Source organism: Xanthobacter sediminis (assembly GCF_043195015.1).
Lineage (GTDB): Bacteria > Pseudomonadota > Alphaproteobacteria > Rhizobiales > Xanthobacteraceae > Xanthobacter.
In genome coordinates, this window is the sequence record NZ_JBAFWH010000024.1 from 17,476 (window position 1) to 33,342 (window position 15,867).

General features: G+C 65.0%; 11 protein-coding genes and 3 pseudogenes. 3 read left to right on the forward strand and 11 right to left on the reverse strand.

Annotation, left to right across the window (positions count from 1 at the left end):
- Positions 1-28 precede the first annotated feature (28 nt).
- The 11 genes and pseudogenes from V5F61_RS19595 to V5F61_RS19645 all read right to left on the reverse strand — a co-directional run bounded on the left by V5F61_RS19595 (position 29) and on the right by V5F61_RS19645 (position 6,970).
- Positions 29-576 (reverse strand): annotated as a pseudogene (locus tag V5F61_RS19595) (S26 family signal peptidase).
- Positions 573-1,091 (reverse strand): DUF2840 domain-containing protein, encoded by a 519-nt coding sequence (locus V5F61_RS19600; RefSeq protein ID WP_393990434.1) that lies wholly within the window; start codon positions 1,089-1,091, stop codon positions 573-575. The pseudogene V5F61_RS19595 and the gene V5F61_RS19600 overlap by 4 nt, the downstream one beginning before the upstream one ends.
- Positions 1,088-1,342 (reverse strand): hypothetical protein, encoded by a 255-nt coding sequence (locus V5F61_RS19605; protein WP_393990435.1) that lies wholly within the window; start codon positions 1,340-1,342, stop codon positions 1,088-1,090. The genes V5F61_RS19600 and V5F61_RS19605 overlap by 4 nt, the downstream gene beginning before the upstream one ends.
- Positions 1,339-1,539 (reverse strand): annotated as a pseudogene (locus tag V5F61_RS19610) (ParA family partition ATPase); the annotation flags it as partial. The pseudogene V5F61_RS19610 and the gene V5F61_RS19605, both read right to left, overlap by 4 nt.
- A pseudogene (locus tag V5F61_RS19615) lies at positions 1,539-1,922 on the reverse strand (antitoxin of toxin-antitoxin stability system); the annotation flags it as partial. The pseudogenes V5F61_RS19615 and V5F61_RS19610, both read right to left, overlap by 1 nt.
- Positions 1,915-2,325, reverse strand: a complete 411-nt coding sequence (locus tag V5F61_RS19620) for a hypothetical protein (protein ID WP_393990436.1) — start codon at positions 2,323-2,325, stop codon at positions 1,915-1,917. The pseudogene V5F61_RS19615 and the gene V5F61_RS19620, both read right to left, overlap by 8 nt.
- A 68-nt stretch (positions 2,326-2,393) precedes the next feature.
- On the reverse strand, positions 2,394-2,666 hold the full coding sequence (locus V5F61_RS19625; RefSeq protein ID WP_393990437.1) for a hypothetical protein: 273 nt from the start codon (positions 2,664-2,666) through the stop codon (positions 2,394-2,396).
- Positions 2,663-3,073 carry a DUF6915 family protein gene (locus V5F61_RS19630; protein ID WP_393990438.1) on the reverse strand — a complete coding sequence of 137 codons (411 nt, stop codon included), beginning with the start codon at positions 3,071-3,073 and terminating at the stop codon, positions 2,663-2,665. The genes V5F61_RS19625 and V5F61_RS19630 overlap by 4 nt, the downstream gene beginning before the upstream one ends.
- 10 nt (positions 3,074-3,083) lie before the next feature.
- Positions 3,084-3,563, reverse strand: coding sequence for a DUF6878 family protein (locus V5F61_RS19635; protein ID WP_393990439.1), 480 nt, complete (start codon positions 3,561-3,563; stop codon positions 3,084-3,086).
- Between the two features lie 103 nt (positions 3,564-3,666).
- Positions 3,667-5,808, reverse strand: a complete 2,142-nt coding sequence (locus V5F61_RS19640) for a ParB/RepB/Spo0J family partition protein (protein WP_393990440.1) — start codon at positions 5,806-5,808, stop codon at positions 3,667-3,669.
- A gap of 214 nt (positions 5,809-6,022) precedes the next feature.
- Positions 6,023-6,970: an ArdC family protein gene (locus V5F61_RS19645; protein ID WP_393990441.1), complete on the reverse strand. Its 948-nt coding sequence runs from the start codon at positions 6,968-6,970 to the stop codon at positions 6,023-6,025.
- A gap of 264 nt (positions 6,971-7,234) precedes the next feature.
- On the opposite strand from V5F61_RS19645, the gene V5F61_RS19650 reads away from it, so the two are divergent.
- From V5F61_RS19650 to V5F61_RS19660, 3 genes are read left to right on the forward strand one after another with little or no spacing between them, the layout of a single operon-like run.
- On the forward strand, positions 7,235-8,491 hold the full coding sequence (locus V5F61_RS19650) for an ATP-binding protein (protein ID WP_393990442.1): 1,257 nt from the start codon (positions 7,235-7,237) through the stop codon (positions 8,489-8,491).
- Between the two features lie 21 nt (positions 8,492-8,512).
- Positions 8,513-11,491: a TrlF family AAA-like ATPase gene (locus tag V5F61_RS19655; RefSeq protein ID WP_393990443.1), complete on the forward strand. Its 2,979-nt coding sequence runs from the start codon at positions 8,513-8,515 to the stop codon at positions 11,489-11,491.
- Positions 11,488-15,777 carry an nSTAND3 domain-containing NTPase gene (locus V5F61_RS19660; protein ID WP_393990444.1) on the forward strand — a complete coding sequence of 1,430 codons (4,290 nt, stop codon included), beginning with the start codon at positions 11,488-11,490 and terminating at the stop codon, positions 15,775-15,777. The genes V5F61_RS19655 and V5F61_RS19660 overlap by 4 nt, the downstream gene beginning before the upstream one ends.
- Positions 15,778-15,867: the final 90 nt, after the last annotated feature.

Genomic DNA, 15,867 nt, shown 5'->3' on the forward strand with positions numbered 1-15,867 from the left:
TCCTCTAGTTGGCGGGTTAGGAAACAGGTCAATCGGTGGCGGCGCGCCAGACGAGAAGCGGCCGTCGTCGCCCTCGTCGGTCCACAACGGGACCGCGCGCGCGACGATCGAAGCGTCGGGGAACGGACCGAAATAGCGGCCATCCAGGCTATCCGGGACGGTGGGGTTCATGAGGAAGACCTCGCCCGGCCGCAGCACGCTGCAGCCGCTCCAGCGCGGCAATGGACGGCCCAGGTGATCGCGATCATGGGCGACGCCGACCTCGACATGATCGACGGTGACGACGTCGCCGTCCCGGCACACGATCTGTCCGGGCAGCGCCATGACGTGCTTGAGCAGCGGCACGCCCTTGGGCAGGAAGCCGCCATCCGCGAGGTAGCTCGCAATCGGCTCGGGCGGCCGCACGACGACGAGTTCGAGCGTGCGGAGCGTGCCAACGGCATGCAGCGCATAGAGCCCGGTCGGGGTGCTCGCCGTGGCGTTCCAGATCAGCCGTGGCGCCGGGTGGAAGAACGCGAGGGCGCCGATACCGAGCATCGCGAAGTACGTCGTCATGACGTAGCCGAAGCGGGTCATGGCGCGACGCTCCGGCGCTTGAGCCAGGCGGCATGTTGCTCGCGCGTGTAGGCGCGCGGCTCATGCCCTGCAGCGAGGCGGTTGTGGAGGTGACGCCAGTATTCCGGCGCGGCGTCAGCGGGATCGATGTCGAGCGCTTCGACCGCATCGATCGCCTGCAACACGCGCTCGACCTTCGGCCAGCCATCGACGCGCAGCAGGATTTCGCCGCCGGGGCGCACGAAGGGCAGAGTCTGGTAGCGGACGCCGGGCTCGACCGCGCGCACGATGTCCATGCGCGAGACGACCGTGCCGAAGTCGTTCGACGCCCAACGCACGAAGGCGAAGATGCTGCCGGGCTTGAAGCTGGAGACGCTGCGGCGGCGATCGAGGATCTTCTCCTCGGCGCGCCGGCCGAAGCGCAGCCAGTGCTCGATTGTCTTCTCGATCCAGGTCAGCTCGACATGGGTCAGTGCGACGGTGCGCCGATGCGACGGCGGCACGACGCGCGGCGCTAATGGCGCGTTGTCGTTCATGAGGACTCTCCGGGATCGTCGGGAAATTCGCGGGAGAGAAGGTCGCGGAGCATGTCGGCGACGGTGACGCCGCGCCGGAAGGCGGCGACCTTGATGCGGCCGCGGAGCGCCGGCGTGACGTCGATCGTCAGTCGTGCGCTGAAGGCGGAGGTGTCATCCGACCGTCTGCCGTTCGCTTCGGGAGCCTTGATCCAGCTCTCGGCGTCGCCGGGTCGGGATGCGAAGCCGCGTTTTGTGGACCGTTCGCTCATGGCGCGATCCTCGCGACCTCGGCGGCCATCGCGGCGATCTCGCGCGCTGTAGCGCCCTGCTCAGCCAGCTCGAAGACCAGGCGGCCCGATTGCGCGGCTTCGGCGAAGACCACACGCTGGCCGATGGTGCTGGCAAGCACCGGCGGATCGTGATCGGCCAAGGTCTCGGCCGTCTCGCGGGCGATGACGGTGCGGGCTGGTAGAAGTTCCGCCGCTGGACCGCCTGAAGGACGTCGGCGATCCGATGAAGCTCATTGTCCTTCGGCGCATGATCGCGAATCGCACGCGTTGCGCCGGCCGCGTGGCTGTAGCGCCCCTCGAAGCAAGCGCCATCGCCCTGACTCCAGAAGCCCGAGAACCAGATGCAGGGCTTTTGCCGGGTGCCGCCGCCGTACAGGCGCACCGGCGCCGTCTTGAGGTCCACGCCGAGGATGGCGCAGATCCGCTCAAAATCGTCATAGACGAACTCGAACCAGTCCTGGTCGAGGCCGACCTGCCGATACCAGGCGCGGGCTTTGTCCTTCGCGTCGTCGGAAAGTTCGTCCAGGCGATAGACGGTGGTTTCGATGATCTCAGGCATCGGGATCGCCTCCGTCGAGAGCGACGGCGAGCCATTCATTGGTACTGACCCAGCCGATTGACTTGTGGGCGCCGAGATCAATGACATGCGCGCCACCGCCGAAGGCGTCCAGGCGTGGACGCGAGCAGGTGTTGGCGTACTCGAACCCCCAAAGGCCTTTGAGGTCGAATTGCTCCGCGCAGAGCAGGACGAATTCGATCACACGCTCGGGGTCGCCCGAGCAGTCGTCGTGAATCCAAAGCTCCGTTCCGCCTTCGCTCTGGATGGAAAGGTCGAAGCCATCCGAGGGGCGAAGGCCATCTTCGTCCTCTGGCGCGTTGGCGAATAGGTCGAGGGCGCGGACAGCGTTTTCGGGCGTGCCGACATCGAGAAGGCACGAGAAATGGGTGAAATAGTCGGCCATGGCAGTCTCCGTAAAAGCGAAAGCCCGGCGCGGGGCCGGGCTTCGGGTGGGTTTGCGTGTCTTTGGGATCAGGCGGCGGGCGGACCGTGGATACGGTCGTCGTCGAACTCGACATCCTCGATGACGGGCTCATGACCGTCCGGATCGATCCGGTCGATGTAGGCGATGACGCCCTCGCGCCGTTCGTCAGTGTCGATGTGCTCGGGATAGGCGATGGACTCCATCGCGATCCTTGCCGCGGTCTTCGCCTTCTCGATGACTTCGGTGTCGGTCGCGGCTTCGAGCGGCACGCTGTCGAAGGCGCGTAGCCAGAAGGCAATCTTGACGATGTATTCGGTCACGATCTGCCGCCCTCACTGCTGGGTTCGTCGGCTTCGACGCTATGTGGCGCCACGGCTGCGAACGGATCGACCAGCTTATGGATCGGCTGCGCGCGTCCCATCCAGGGTTCGGGCCGGATGCAGCGCACCCAGTCGGCGAAGCTCGGGATGAAGCCGAGATCCTCAACGACGTGCTGTTCGCCGATCAGGCGCACAGGCACGACGCGGCCGGTCGAGATGGTGATCGTCGGACCGAAAAAGCGCTCGAGCATGAAGATGCCTTCGGCGTGATGCCGCAGCGCCCGGTGGCGGAAGTCGGCGGTGATCGCCTTCGACTCGTCGAACCATTGGTGCAGTGGCAGATAGTCTTCAGCAGTCCCGCCCCATTTCCTGACTGAAGAGAGGGCATGATGATAGCAATGTCCCATGACGGCCTCCTCAGAAGATGTGGGTGTGGTTTTCGGAGGAGGTGTAGCGCTCGTTGTAGTCGAGCGTGATCGCGCCTTCCGCAACATCGAAGATGACGTCGCCGTAAGCGCCGTCGTTGTTCTCCCAGCCGCAATGGGTCTTTTCGAGAACGCCATAGACCAGGCTCTCGACGGCTGCGGCGACGCTGACGGACGAACGCTTCGGTTCGGCCTGGTCCCAGACGGCCTCGGCGATTTCGATGGCTGTGCTAGGCATGGTGACGGGATCGTCTCCGGCCTGAGCTTCCACATTCTCGATCTGGCCGGAGTCGCCATAGCCATCGAAGCTAACGATGACGCGGGTGACGCCGGCGAGCGCCAGTGCGTTGAGCAGCGCAGCCTTGTTGAGTGCGAACAACTCGGCATTGAGCTTGGCTTGAGCCGCGGCCTTCATCTCCCATTCGGAAAGCGGAGCCTGGAGCTCGGACGTGGTGTCGGATGTGCTGGTCATGGTGGTCTCCTGAAACAAAAGCGCCCGGCGCGGTGGCCGGGCTGTCGGATTGGTTGAGGGGAAAGGATGCGCGGGACGGCCGAAACCGCCCCGCGCGATCGGGTTACTCAGCCGCGATCGTCTGCGGCTCATCTTCTGCTTGCTCGGAAGGCTCGTCCTCGTCTTCGGCAAGGAATTCCGGCAGCGCCTCGCCCTCGCCTTCGTCGCCGACGTGGTCGGTCGACGGCGCATCGTCATCGACGGTGCGCAGCGGTTCAGGCAGCCAGAAGCTGTCGGCGAGAAGCCGCTCGGCTTCCTTGGCCATGTCGCCCTTCTTCAGATGGTCGATAAGCTGGGCGGCGCGCTCGCCTGCGCCTTCGCGAACCGCTTCGAGGATGCGGCGCTTCGGCACGCGGCCGAGATAGTTCTCGACGGTCGGACGCCATCCGGCCTCCACCATGTCGAGACCGACGGCCCGGGCGATGCGGTTGGCCTCGCCGATGCGCTGCTCGACACCGTGGGACGAAATGCCGGCGCCGTAGCGGTCGGCCTTCTCGTAGAGCGCGTTGACCCCGAACGAGGCGCAATGCGCGAAGAGGGCGGCCTGGTCGTCGCCGGTCAGGGTGGTGAGCCAGTCCCAGAGATCGGCTCGATCCTTCGGCAGCCGCTCCTCCCAGCTTTTGTGGCGTTCGGAGATCGCCTTGGCCGTCGGCGTATCCTTCAGACCCTGCGCCTGGATCGGGAAGGTGACGCTGCGAACGGCGACCTCCATGGCGCTGCCCGATGCGAAGTAGCGCGAGAAGACATCCAGGCAGAACTTGTGCAGAACCGCCTGGAACGCGACCGACGGCGTGGTCGCGAGCTTGTCGCGCAGCGCCAGCGTCCGTTCCGCCGTCAGCTCGGTCACAAGCCGGTCCGGCAGCGGCTTCACCACGTCGTCGTCGTCGTCCTCCGGTTCGGAAGCCTGGCCGCCGATGGTGATGACCGCGCGCTGGATCACCGGCGCGCCGGGTTCCACGCCGTTCGGGCTTGCCGCGCCGGTTTCATCATCGCCTTCCTGTCCGGGCTCCACGATCGGCGCCTCATCCTCAAGCCGGACGTAGCCACGGTCGACCGACAGAGCACCTTCGGAATCGATGCTGACGAAGACGCCGGCACGAGCGATGTCGGCGGGGTCGAAAGTGACGGGACGATCGTCGAAGGCGGCGAGCGCCGTTTCGATTTCGCCGAGCCGTTCGTCCACCTCGTCGGGTAGTTCGTCTGCACCGTCATACTCGGCTTCGAGCTTGTCGTGTTCGGCGTTGAGCGCGTCGATCGTCGCCTGCTCCCCGGGCGAAAGGTCGGCGGCAACTCCCTCCAACGCACGGAGCCCGCGCGTGTGGCCATAGGGGAAGTCGACCGCGACCTCGATCCACTTCCAGCCTTCGGCCGCGATCTTCTCAGCCTCGGTCTTCAGCTTCTCAGCGAAGAGGCCGTCGAGCAGCGCCACGTCCTCGAGCCAGCCGCCGTCGTCGGACTGGAACAGGTCGCGCAGCACCGCGCCACCGGCCGCCTCGTAGGCATCAAGCCCGACGAACACTGCCCGGCGGTCCGAGGCACGCACCGTCTTCTCCGTCAGCATGCGGCGGATCTGATAGGGCTCTTTCTGCCAGGAGCCGGAGATCGCCTGCCAGACCTGTTCCTGGCGGGCGTGGTCGGAGGTGACGGTGAACGCCATCAACTGCTCCAGCGACATGCCGTCCTCGGCGTAGACGTCGAGCAGGGTCGGTGAGACGGACGCCAGGCGCAGGCGCTGCTTCACGACGTTCACTCCGACAAAGAATGCCGCGGCGATGTCCTCCTCGGAGCGGCCTTTCTCGCGCAGGGCCTGGAAGGCGCGGAACTGGTCGAGGGGGTGCAGCGGCGCGCGCTGGATGTTCTCGGCAAGCGAATCGTCCTCGCCGAGGATGTCGGTCGCCGGATCGCGGACCACGCACGGCACCGGCGCGGTCTTCGCCAGCCGCTTCTGCTTCACCAGCAGCTCGAGCGCCCGGTAGCGGCGGCCGCCGGCCGGAATTTCGAACATGCCGGTCTCGGCGCCCGCAGCATCGAGGACCGGCCGGACGTTGAGGCTCTGAAGCAGCGTGCGCCGGGCGATGTCCTCGGCCAGCTCCTCGATCGAGACGCCGGCCTTCACACGCCGGACGTTCGACTGGCTCAGCACCAGCTTGTTGAAGGGAATGTCGCGCGAGGACGACAGGGTGATCTTCTGAACGGCAGTGGCCATCGGGATGTACTCCGCGACGGGCGCCGAGAGCCTCTCTCTCGGACCTGAACCCATCATGAAGAGCGGCGCAGCCCTCTTCCTCTCGGAGGACCGCGCCGCAAAGCCGACGAGCCGGAAAGACGTAAACGCGGGAGTGCGCCTTCCCGGCTTCCAGGGATCTCAACTCCGCATAAGCCGTGCATTCGGATGGTTGTGAGCGGGAAGAGCGCGAGCTTCACGCAGCCCGCGCTGGAGCTTTAGCAGCGTTATCCGCGTCGGGCAGGAAGCCGAGGAGCCAGTCGGCCGCTTTGCTGGCCTGAGAGGCGGCACGGACGACGGCGCGATTGTCCTCGCGTAGCACTTCAAGCCAAGAGCCGATGTAATCGGCGTGCCGGACGGTCGGCACGATGCCGAGCGAGGCGCAACAGAAGGCGGCGTTCATCTCCGCCACCAGTTCCTCGAACGCATATTTCTTGGTGCCGAACGTGCCGGTGAGGTCGCGACCGAGACGGGAGGGGTGGCCGCTGGCGTGCCCCAACTCGTGCAGAGCAGTGCGATGCCAGTTGATCGGTTCGAAATAGGCCTGCGGTGGCGGGACCATCACGAAGTCGGGCCCCGGCGCGTAGAAGGCGCGGTTGCCGCCGATGCGAAAATCGACGCCCGTCGCTGCGATCAGCGCCTCGACCCGGGGTTCGATCAGATCCGGCGGCGGGGGCGGCGCCACGGCAGCCATCTCCTGCGGCAGGTTCTCGCACTGAGCGGCGTTGAAGACGGTAAACCGCTTCAGGAACGGGATCGCGGCGGCTTCGTCGCCCGTCTCACGCGCTCGGCGCTTCTCGTCTTCGGGCGTGAAGCGGTCGGCATAGACCACGGTGGTGCCATGCTCGCCTTTGCGCACATTGCCGCCAAGCCCGAGTGCTTGGCGGAAGGTGAGCCAGCTCTGAGCAGGGAATCCGTGCTCGATCACCGCGCCCCAGAGGATCAGAACATTGATCCCCGAATATTGCCGGCCGGTGGCGGCGTTCTTCGGCATGGCGAGCGGCGCCTTCGCCGTCGCCGTACCCCAGGGCTGGACCCAGGGCAGTCGGCCCGCCTCCAGCTCGGCGATGATCTTTCCGGTGATTTCGTCATAGAGGCTCGCCCGGTCCTGGCCGGGGAGCACCGAAGTGGTCTTTTTGAACATCGCGGATCTCCGCGACGGGCGCCGGAAGCCTCTCTCCCAGCCCTCAACCCGTCACGGCAAACCCGGTCCGCACTCTCACTCTAAAGGGGGCGTTGCGGGGGGCTCCCCGCTGAAGGGGGGGTGTCGGTGACAGCGACGCCGACCAGGGGGAAGACTTTCCCCTCCGAGCCTTCCATATTGCGGCCTATATACTTCCGATTAGCGGACCATTGACTCCCAATCAGCCGAGGCCGATAGTTCCATTCTTCCGGATTCGGAGACGACATGTTCGAGCGGTTTGTGGAGCGACGGGCAGAGGAAGCCCTTTCTGATACGCCGGTGGTCCTGATCGTAGGCCCACGCCGCGCCGGCAAGACCACGCTTGTCCGAAAAATGGGAGAGGCCGGGCGGACCTATATCACGCTCGACGACCAAACGGTCCTTGAAGCCGCCCAATCCGACCCTGCCGGCTTCATCCGCAGCCTCGACCGGGCCATCATCGACGAAATCCAGCGCGCCCCCGACCTGCTGCTGGCCATCAAGAAGACCGTCGACGAGGACTATCGGCCGGGTCGCTTCCTGCTGACCGGCTCGGCGAATGTCCTGACTTTGCCGCGAGTCGCCGACAGCCTGGCCGGTCGGATGGAGACCATCCAGATGCTGCCGCTCGCAAGGGCGGAGATCGAAGGCCGGACGCCAACTTTCCTGGAGCATCTCTTCGAAGGAAAGCTCCAGAGCCAGCGGGGAGCAATCCTTGGCGACGATCTTACCCGGCTTGTCCTGCTCGGCGGTTTCCCCGAAGCGATCAGTCGAGACAGCGAGCGTCGGCGGCAGGACTGGGCCAGATCCTATCTCACGTCGGTGCTGACGCGCGATCTGCGGGATATCGCTGACGTCGAGAAACTGACGGAACTTCCGAAATTCGTCAGGCTGCTGGCCGAGCACTCCGGCCAGTTGGTCAATTATTCGCAGTTCGGGGCCGGCATCAACGTCAGCCACAAGACGGGGCAGCGTTATGTCGGGCTGCTTGAGCAGGTGTTCCTGATCGCGACGGTGCAACCGTGGTATACCAATGCCCTGAAGCGGATCGTCAAGACGCCGAAGCTGCACTTCCTCGATTCCGGCCTGCTTGCCACTGTGCGCGGTCTGTCCTTCGACAGAGTCAAGGCGGATCGCGGGACGTTCGGCGCGCTGCTCGAAAGCTTCGTGTTCGCGGAGGTTCTGAAGCTGATGACGGCCTCGGACCTGCGCCTGACGCCGCACCATTTTCGGGATCGGGACGGGCGCGAAGTGGACATCGTGCTGGAACGCGACGACGGGATGATCGCAGGCATCGAAGTCAAGGCGAGCGCGACGGTTAAGGCCGGTGATTTCGGGGGTCTGCGGGCCTTGGCCGAAGCGTGCGGAGATCGCTTTGCCTTTGGCGTCGTCCTCTACGACAGCGCAGATGTCGTACCGTTCGGCGACAGGCTAGCGGCGGCGCCGTTGTCGAGTCTTTGGAATGGAGCGCTGCGGACGGACACTGCGGAAAAATCAAGATAGCCGCCGGGAAAGGGGGAAACGATGCTCAGCAGAGGGTCAGAATGGCGGAGATGGGAACCGCATATCCACGCGCCAGGCACGGTCATGAACAATCAGTTCAGCGGCCCGAACGCTTGGGGCGATTATCTGACCGCGCTTGAGCAGGCCAAGCCGGTCATCGAGGCAATCGCGGTCACGGACTACTACGTGACTGATACCTACGAGGAGGTGTTGCGGCACAAGGCGGCCGGGCGTTTGCCCAGCGCCAAGCTGGTCTTTCCCAATGTGGAACTCCGGCTCGACGTGGCGACGGCAAAGGGGGGCTTTGTCAATCTCCACCTGTTCGTCAGCCCGGAGGATCCGCAGCATCTCGACGAGCTGCGGCGTCTGCTCTCGCGGCTGCATTTCAATGTCATGCAAGATCGTTTCGATTGCACACGGGCCGATCTCATCCGGCTCGGCAAGAAGGCCGATCCCAACATAGCGGACGAGCGGGCCGCACTGGCCTATGGGGCCAACCAGTTCAAGGTCAATTTCCAGCAGCTCCGCGAGGTCTTCTCCGAAAGCGGATGGGCGAAGAAGAACATCCTGATCGCGGTGGCCGGCGGCGCGACGGACGGCACGTCCGGCGTGCGGGAGGCCGCAGATCAGACAATCCGACGCGAGATCGAGGGCTTCGCCCATGTGATCTTCGCGGGCAGCCCTGCGCAGCGCGAGTTCTGGTTGGGTCAGAAAGACCTCGGGCCCGACGAAATCCGCGCGCGTTATGGCGGGCTGAAACCCTGTCTGCACGGGAGCGACGCGCACAAGCTCGACGACGTGGCATCGCCATTCGGAAATCGCTTCTCGTGGATCAAGGGCGGGCTTGAATTCGATGCGCTCCGCCAAGCGTGCATCGATCCCGATGGGCGCGCCTATGTCGGCGAGCAGCCGCCGCGCTCGGCCATGCCGTCGCAGGTCATCTCGCACGTCCAGATCGGCGATGCAGATTGGGCTACCACGCCTGACATCCCCCTCAATCATGGTCTCGTCGCCATCATCGGCGCGCGCGGCTCAGGCAAGACGGCCCTAGCCGATGTGATCGCAGCGGGAAGCGACGCGATCTCGCCTTCCGGCTGGGAAGCCGACGAGAACATCAGTCCATCATTCCTGGCTCGGGCGCGCGGGCTGATGGGCAACGCAACCGCGACGCTCACCTGGGGCGGCGGTGCGACGGTTACGCGCTCACTCGACGGACGTGACGCCAACGGCCACATGTCGTTCCCGCGCGCCCGCTATCTTTCCCAGCAGTTTGTCGAAGAGCTTTGCTCGGCGAAGGGTGTTTCGGACGGTCTCGTCGAAGAGATCGAACGAGTGATCTTCGAGTCGCATTCGCAGGACGATCGTGAATGGGCGATCGATTTTGCGGAGCTAAGGGAGCAGCAGACCGCACGATTCCAGCAGGCGCGCGAGCGTGAAGCCGAGGCGATCTCGGACATATCTGATCGCATCGCGTCCGAGTTCGAGAAGGAAAGCCTGGTCGCCCCACTGACGACGCAGGTGGCACAAAAGAAGAAGCTGATTGCGGACTACACTGCCGATCGTGCCAAGCTGGTCGTCAAGGGGACGGAAGCGCAGGTGGCCCGCCACACCCAGCTCAGCGAAGCGGCTCAGAACCTTCGGAACAAGATCCAAGCCTACGGAAACCAGCGCCGTACCTTCGTCGCCCTCCAGGGCGAAGTTCGGAGCACGCGCGCCACCGGCGCGCCGGAGATGCTCCGCCAGGCGCAGGCGCGACACGCCAATAGCGGCATGAGCGCCCAGCAATGGGACGAATTCCTACTGATCTACAAGGGAGATGTCGACAAGAGCCTGACGGCCTACATCGCATGGGCCGACGGTGAGGCGCGCAAGCTCAATGGGGTTCCGCCGCCGCCTGGCGATCCGGCCGTCGCGCTGATTGCTGACGGCGCGGACCTCGCGGCGCTGCCGCTCGCGCCGATCGCGGCGGAAATGACCCGTCTCGAAGCGCTATTCAGCGCGGACAAGCTGGTCCGAGATCAATACACGGCGCTGACCAACCGCATTGCGCAGGAGAATTCCGCGCTCCAGACGCTCGAGACCCGGCTCACCGACGCACAAGGCGCCGCCACGCGCCGGAAGGACCTTCAGGCCGAGCGGGATGACGCCTATGGCCGCGTCTTCGAGGCAATCATCAGCGAGCAGAACGCACTTGCCGCCCTCTACGCGCCGCTGATGGCACGGCTCGCATCGTCGTCGGGCACGCTCAACAAGCTCAGCTTCTCGGTTCGCCGCATCGCAGACGTCCAAGCCTGGGGCTCGATAGCGGAGGAAGAACTCCTTGACAGACGCAAGGCTGGCCCCTTCTACGGCCGCGGTTCGCTGATCACCGCTGCCGCAGACGCGCTTAAATCCGCATGGGAGACTGGCACGGCGGCCCAGGTTCAAGCAGCGATGACAGCGTTCATGGGGCGCTATCTAGGGGACCTGTTATCCCATGCGCCATATGCGCCGACGCAGCAGGCGGAATTCCGGGCGTGGTCGAAGCAGTTCGCGCATTGGCTCTTCGGGACCGAGCACATCAGCGTCCGATATGAGATCTCCTACGATGGAGTCGACATCCGAAAGCTTTCGCCCGGCACGCGGGGCATCGTGCTGCTACTGCTCTATCTCGCTCTGGATGATTCAGATGATCGCCCGCTGATCATCGACCAGCCCGAAGAGAATCTCGATCCCAAGTCGGTGTTCGACGAACTGGTGGCGCTGTTCATCGCGGCCAAGGCGAAGCGCCAGGTGATCATAGTCACGCATAACGCCAACCTCGTCATCAACACCGATGCGGACCAAATCATTGTCGCAGCCGCAGGTCCGCATCTCTCTGGGGGTCTGCCGCCGATTACTTATGTGGCGGGCGGACTGGAGAGCGCGGACATTCGCAAGTCCGTCTGCGACATTCTTGAGGGCGGTGAAGCCGCCTTCCGCGAGCGGGCGCGAAGGCTACGCGTGAGGCTGGAGCGATGATTAGTCGGACTCCGCGCACGAAGCGTGGTGGGGGGCACAAGTCCGCCGGTCGGCGCACTGCAGCAAGCGGCGGGGCGCCCGCGCAGTCGCGTCGCAAACACGGCAATCCCGGCTTCTCGGGTTATGAGTATCAGATCGAGGTCACCGTCTGGGTCGCCCTCGATCTCATGCTCGCCAAGGCCGTGACCGATGAGGTCGTTATCGAGCCGCGCTCGGAAGAAGATCTCGAAGCCGCCGTCAAAGATCCAGCCGTTGCTTCGCTGGAGTTGACCGCGCTCGGCGCTCGACTCGACCTGATTCTGCAGGCCAAGACCCGCTCGGGCTCGCCATGGTCCACGACGGCCATCGCCGATGTGCTTCTCGGTAAGGACGCCAATGCCGCAGATCAAGGCGGCAGGCGCAGCCGACCATTGGCGATGCTCCAGGACGAGATGCAGCGCCGCTACGTCTTCGTGACGAATGAAGCGTCGGCGGAGGGCTTGAGGCCCCATGAGGGCGCTCATCTGTTTGATTTTCCCGAGGTCGATGAACTCCCGCCGCACGCGCGCGCCGGCTATGACAAGGCGGCGCAGGCGTCCCTGGCGCCCCGCATCGTCTTGCTGACGGGAGTTACCCGTGAGGTGCTCGCCGCCCGCATCGGCGCGCTGCTGACGCAGCATGGCCACGTCCCCATCTCAAAACATAATGACTGCGCGCGCGATCTGCGCGAGGCGGTCCGACAGCGGATCGCGGGTGCGCACGATGGCCGGTGGACGCGATCCGATGTGATGGAAGTGCTGGTCCGCTATGGCGGCTCGCTAGCGCCAACGCGCGACATGGACCGCTACGTTCGACCGAAGTCCTTTGACACGATCAAGGCGCAGCTCGACAAAGCGCATGCCGTGGTGATCGCGGGGCCGTCGGGAACTGGTAAAACCCTGACCGCCGACATTCTCGAGCTCGACCTGCGGAACGGCCCTCCGGTGTTCGACGTCATCGGCGAGGAGAACGGTCCGGGCTTCATTCGGCGCAATCTCACCCGCGCCGATCCAGTCCTGTTTCATTTGCGCGATCCTTGGGGCGGCAATCGTCTGACGCCCGGCGCCGATCGGTGGAGCGGCGAGCTTCCAAAGCTGCTCGACAATGCGGGTCCCGGGCGCAAATTCCTGATCACCTCACGCTCGGATGTCCTGCAAAGCGCAGGTCACGAGCTGATGAAAGCGCTGCAGCCCTACGTCGTCTCGATCGAAGTCGAGGACTATGGGCGGAAGCGCCTTGCCGAAATCTACGATGGGATCGCTGCCGATCTTGGAGACCACGCCAGGCGCCTTGCGACCCAACATCGTGACCGCGCGCTCAAGGAGCTAACGCGCCCTTACGAGGTGAAGCGCTTCTTGGTAGCGCTGAGCCGGGAAGATTCGCAAAAGCCGCGCAAAATCGAGGAGGTCCTGGCCGACTCTCAGATCGAAGCGATCGCCAAGGTCATCGCCGACCAGATCGCACCGTTCGGTGCGGACGGCGCAGAGGCCGCCGCGGTCATCTGGGCCCTGTTGAGCGCGCGCGGCGCGGTCGCCCGCCACGTCTTTGTCAAACTCGGCCGACGCCTGAGGTCGTCCGATCCCAATCTCAGGCCCGACATTGACGGTCTGATCGACTTCTTGGTGGCGGGCCAAAATCTTCGCCAGGACGGCGTTGCTCTGGCCTTCTACCATCCTCGCGTCGAAGACGGGCTGCGGCTGACTTTCATGAGTCTTCCCCGCGATGCGGAGCGCACACTGTCGATGACCGTGGACGTTCTGCTGGCGTGGGACCGAGCCGGGGAGGATTGGGGCTTGGAGACTGGCCTGAACGTGCTGCGGGCGAGCGCGAAGGTCGAAGAGCTTGAGTTGAACCTGTCGCCGATCACCACCCAACGTCTGGATCAGCATCTCGAAGCCGTTGCTCTCTCGGCCGAGAAGCGGGCCGACTTCGAGCGCGCCCTGCGCGATCTGGAGCGGTTCGGGTCGGAGGATCATCCGCCGGCGCGGCTCGCGCGCATTCTGATTGAGGGCGGGCTCGAGACCGAGGCGGTGGTTTTTCGAAAAGGCTGGCGCGCGCCTGATCTCGTCGACGAGGACATCTCCGCACTTCGCGAAGATAGCCGCACACAGACGATGATCGAGCGGTTCATCCGCGAGGTGTTGCCGTTTTCGGATCGGGACTATCACTCCGAACTGATCCCTTTGCTCGACCGGCTGGCGACCGATCTTGGCGACGCATTTTGGGATGCGCTGGATTCGATCGCCGGCCCCGGCGGCCCGCATAACAATATCGACGTCATCGTGGCGGGCGCCTTGGCGGGCGCTGCGCCCGATTACGAGCGCGCCATCGCGCGCTTTGCTCGCTCGGAGGCCGAGACTGACGCCTGGCTGGAGGGCTACGCCAAGGATTTGTACGAGGCAGAGGAACACGCGATCGACGCCGACGCGGCCGACCACGTCATCGAAGAGCCTAGCGAGCAGTATTTCAACGCCCGGGAGGGCATGAAGATGGTGACGCGCCTTCGTCGGGCGCGGGACGGTGTGACATGGATCGCCGGCCATCCGCATCGCCGTAGTCTGCTCAATGCGCTGGGCGACTTGATCGCCCAGTCCCACCGAGCACCGCCAATCGCGGAGCTGGAGTTTCTGTTGGCGCAGGCGGACGACTGGGTCCGCGACCAAGCCTGGCGGGCTGCCGAACAGCATTGGGACGACTCCCTGAGCGCCGCCCTGATCGAGGCGCTGGCCCGTTCGGATGTCGACAGTACCGGTCAGCGAGGCAAGCTCGTCGAGATCGCCGCGCGCCACGCTGGCGGCAATCCCGTGCCTGACCTTATCGCTGCGTCCCAGCATGCGCCGTTCGCCCGGCGCTTGGAGATGGTCTACGACCTGTTCAGGACCAAGCTAGATGACGATCCGAAGCGGGAGGACGGCGCGGCAGCGCGCCGAGCGCGGGCTGAGCGGCTGGTGCAGAGCTTCATGGGCGCTGAACGCTCGGTCGGCCAAACTTTGTTGGACGTCCTGGCAGGCGACGACATCCGAGCGGTGGCGCGGTCGCTATCCGACGAAGATCGAAGCCTGCTGACCGCGACGCTCGCCAGCGCCTCGATCGATTTGACCGGACCATTGGCATGTCTGGCGGCTGCGGCTGGCCTTAACGTCGACGAGGCCGCTAGCCGACTGCTCTCGGCCGACGACGCCGCGGATGGTGAATTGGGTATCCAGGCGATGTTGATCGCCGGCGGCCCCAACGTGCGCGTGAAACTGGAGGATGCGCTGGGACACAAGCGCTACGACGTGCGCCGCCGCGCCCTGCGTGTCCTTGCGGACGACGCCACCGCGCCGGAACGCGTGCGCTTGATCGCGACTGCCGGTGATCACAGCGCGGACGTCCGACTGGCGTTTGCGGTCCTCATGGAGGAACACCGCTGGCCCGAGGCAGTCGATGCCTTAGTGACGCTGCTGGGTGACACGCGCAATTTCGCCAGCCAACTTACCGTTGGATCTTGGTCGAAGTTCAGCGTCGCGCGCGCCGCCGCGCGCGCCTTGGGCGCCTACGAGGATTTGCCAGGCACCGCGATCGATGCCCTGCTCGATGCCGCGCAAGCCGAGGGTCCGGACCCGTTCGTAGCCTGCGCTGCCTTGTCGGCGCTCGCCAACCGGGACGACACTCGCGTCATACCCGCGATGGAATGGGCGCTCGAGAGTGCTGGGCTCGATCGCTCGCGATCCCACCGGCCGCGCGCGCAAGCTGCCGCGTGGGCGCTCTGTGATCGCGCGACCAGTGGTCAATCGGACATGCTCACTCCTGATGTGGTCCGTTTGGCAGAACGCGATGTGGCAGCCGTCGCCGGTCCGTTGCTCGTCGCTATTGGCGTCCATCCGGGCGCGATGCGCGATGCGCTCTTGAAGCGGTTGCGCGCCTCCGGCCAACATGGTCGCGAACGGCTTGTCCGCACAGCGGCGCTAGCGGGCGACGCCGCTACGGGGATGGCGTTGGATGGTCGAGAGCAGACCCTTTGTCGTCTGGCGCGCGGCGAGGCGTTGGATTCGCTCAGTCCGACCGATCGGGCCGCTGTCGAGGCGTGGAGCCGGGGGTTAAATCTGGGCAGCGGATTCGAGCGTTTTATCGCATGGATCGCCGAGCTGGTGTTCAAGCTGCCGCTGAATGGCGATCTCGGCAACATCCGCGCCTTCGTGCTTCCGGAGCGGATCGGCGTCCTGACCATGCGTTCCATGACCCCCTACCGTGAGGAGGACGGAGGCGGGGTTGACGAGGGCGCGTGAGCGCAAGTTTCGCGGATCAGCGCCGGATGCGATGGAGGCGAAAGAGCTTCTCAAAAAATCGGTAATCGTCGATTCGGCGGCCTGGCCAAC

What these genes read in the sequence shown, in the direction of transcription:
- V5F61_RS19600 (WP_393990434.1), bottom strand. Translation starts at nt 1,091, where the DNA reads ATGAACGACAACGCGCCATTAGCGCCGCGCGTCGTGCCGCCGTCGCAT.
- V5F61_RS19605 (WP_393990435.1), bottom strand. Translation starts at nt 1,342, where the DNA reads ATGAGCGAACGGTCCACAAAACGCGGCTTCGCATCCCGACCCGGCGAC.
- V5F61_RS19620 (WP_393990436.1), bottom strand. Translation starts at nt 2,325, where the DNA reads ATGGCCGACTATTTCACCCATTTCTCGTGCCTTCTCGATGTCGGCACG.
- V5F61_RS19630 (WP_393990438.1), bottom strand. Translation starts at nt 3,073, where the DNA reads ATGGGACATTGCTATCATCATGCCCTCTCTTCAGTCAGGAAATGGGGC.
- V5F61_RS19635 (WP_393990439.1), bottom strand. Translation starts at nt 3,563, where the DNA reads ATGACCAGCACATCCGACACCACGTCCGAGCTCCAGGCTCCGCTTTCC.
- V5F61_RS19640 (WP_393990440.1), bottom strand. Translation starts at nt 5,808, where the DNA reads ATGGCCACTGCCGTTCAGAAGATCACCCTGTCGTCCTCGCGCGACATT.
- V5F61_RS19645 (WP_393990441.1), bottom strand. Translation starts at nt 6,970, where the DNA reads ATGTTCAAAAAGACCACTTCGGTGCTCCCCGGCCAGGACCGGGCGAGC.
- V5F61_RS19650 (WP_393990442.1), top strand. Translation starts at nt 7,235, where the DNA reads ATGTTCGAGCGGTTTGTGGAGCGACGGGCAGAGGAAGCCCTTTCTGAT.
- V5F61_RS19655 (WP_393990443.1), top strand. Translation starts at nt 8,513, where the DNA reads ATGCTCAGCAGAGGGTCAGAATGGCGGAGATGGGAACCGCATATCCAC.
- V5F61_RS19660 (WP_393990444.1), top strand. Translation starts at nt 11,488, where the DNA reads ATGATTAGTCGGACTCCGCGCACGAAGCGTGGTGGGGGGCACAAGTCC.